The organism is Methanosarcina spelaei, from assembly GCF_002287235.1.
GTDB classification, from domain to species: Archaea; Halobacteriota; Methanosarcinia; order Methanosarcinales; family Methanosarcinaceae; genus Methanosarcina; species Methanosarcina spelaei.
Genome location: NZ_LMVP01000222.1, coordinates 1 through 2,272, shown reverse-complemented (window position 1 = coordinate 2,272; position 2,272 = coordinate 1). Strand labels below are relative to the sequence as shown.

1 protein-coding gene is annotated in these 2,272 nt (G+C 48.3%); it reads right to left on the bottom strand.

From position 1 onward, the window contains the following. Positions 1–113: 113 nt before the first annotated feature. Positions 114–1,829, bottom strand: coding sequence for a cation:proton antiporter (locus ASJ81_RS11270; protein WP_245860078.1), 1,716 nt, complete (start codon positions 1,827–1,829; stop codon positions 114–116). Positions 1,830–2,272 lie beyond the last annotated feature (443 nt).

The following is a 2,272-nucleotide window of genomic DNA, read 5'->3' as shown; positions in this document are numbered from 1 at the left end:
CCAGCAGCAAAATGGGATAGTAATCCTCCGTTGGACTGGCATGGAATGTTCCTTGCCTATTCCGGGTTGCTTTTCCTGTCATTCGGGACCCAAGGACAGGGAGCTGGATCTGGTCAAGTTTCTTCTTTTTTTACCTGTAGTGGAGTGGAGACGAAATTTTCATAGAAACTCTCATGCACCCGGTTACGCTCCCTGTTAATCTGATCCGGTGTTGCACCGAATTGTTTTAAAATCATTTCCGTAACCGAGAGCGCCACTTCGCCCTCATCGGAAAAGATGACATCTGCCCCTGCAGCAATCAGTTTTTTCCGGTTGGACAGGTAGATAGTCCGTGCAATGATCCTGATATTAGGGTTCAGTTCCCGTGCCTGCCTGACAATCTCGCATTCTCCCTTAACATTGGAGGCACTGAGCACCAGTGCATGTGCATTCTTGATTCCTGCCTCGGAAAGCGTATTGAAGCGTGCAGCATCCCCGTATACTGTCCGGTACCCCTGGGAACGAAGAGACTGGATCGTCTGAATGTTCAGTTCCACAATCGTCGGGCAGATATCGTTCTCCAAGAGCAGCCGTACCACGGTCTGGCCTACGTGCCCGTACCCGATCACAATGACATGGGTCTGTCCAGATTGCTTGTTCTCCTGCCCGTTCGTAGCCGGTGCTGGAGCACACCTGGCATGGATACAATTAGTAAGACCCGGCATGCACCGATTTAGCCAACGTTCTATCTTTCCACCGGCCCGGTAAAGGAGTGGATTGAGGGTAATTGAGATAATTGCAGCTGCTACGAGGATATTCTGGGCATTTGCAGGAAGAATATTCATGTTCGTTCCTACCGTTGCCAGAATGAACGAAAACTCACCGATTTGGGAAAGTATCAGGGCAATAGAGAGCGCAACCCGGAGTGGGTATCGCATCAGGACAACAATGAGAAATGCCACCAACGGTTTGCCCAGCAAGATTATTGCAAGGGTGGCTATCACGAGAACCGGGGACTCGAGCAAGCTGTTCCAGTCAAAGAGCATCCCAATCGAGACAAAGAAGAGCACGGCAAATGCATCCCGCAGAGGAAGTGCCTCGGTTGCGGCCCGTGTGCTGAATTCTGATCGTCCTACCACCATCCCGGCAAGGAACGCCCCCAAGGCCATTGAGACATCAAACATATAAGCCGATCCCACGGCGATACCTAGGGCGATTGCCAGCACTGCTAGGGTAAATAGTTCCTGTGAATTGGTATTTGCAATATGAGTAAGCAAGCGTGGAAGAAGCCGTCCTCCCACTTCAAAGGTGAACACCAGCAAAATAATGATTTTTATGGCTGTAAGCATGAAAGCTTCCATGATGCCGGTTACTCCGCCAATCCCCGGATCGAGTACAACAGGGAGCAGCACCAGGACAAATACAGTAAGGAGGTCTTCCATTACCAGCCAGCCCAAGGCAATATGCCCGGTCTGGGTATGGATCTCGTTGTTGTCCGAGAGGACCCGGGTCAGGACAACGGTACTTGCAACCGATATGGCAAGACCAAAGATGATCCCTACCTTCCAGCCCCAGCCGAGCGTATGCATCACGATTGCTCCAAATGCCGCCGTCGCCAGGCTCTGGATAAGAGCCCCAGGCAGGGCAATGCGCCTGACCGCCCAGAATTCCTGAAAATGAAACTGCAGGCCGACCCCGAACATGAGCAGGATAACCCCGATCTCGGCCAGTTGTTCAGCGAGTTCCGTATTTGCAACGAAACCCGGCGTATGCGGGCTTACCATGATCCCGGCAAGCAGATAGCCAACAATAGGTGATAACCCGAAGCGATGAGTAAGATAGCCAAACACCAGAGCTGCAACAAATCCTCCGGTCAACGTGAGGATAAGATCAAGATTTTGCACGTATATATTCTCCGTAATACCATAAAGACCATTTTTGAAAAATATGTTTTATTTTTTGTCATCTTTTAAATTCCAGTTAAGGATCTAAAAACCCATGTTCTACCTATCTGCTTCTTCTTTGATTTACCTTGTTCCGCTTATTTGAAAGCCTGTTTTTTACCAATGAGGGATGACATCTTACTATCTCGGCAACTTCTGCAGCTGTGCAGGTGGGTTAATTCATACATTTTTGGGATTCATACATTTTGGGCAGCGTTTAGAAACTGTTTATCCTCACGTTTCAACAAAATGAGCTTTATCCGCTGTCCTGGACTATGGTTTTTTACCTATTTTGCCTGATAATTATCTGTATATAATTATTTTTCTTTATTATATTTATTTGTATTCGT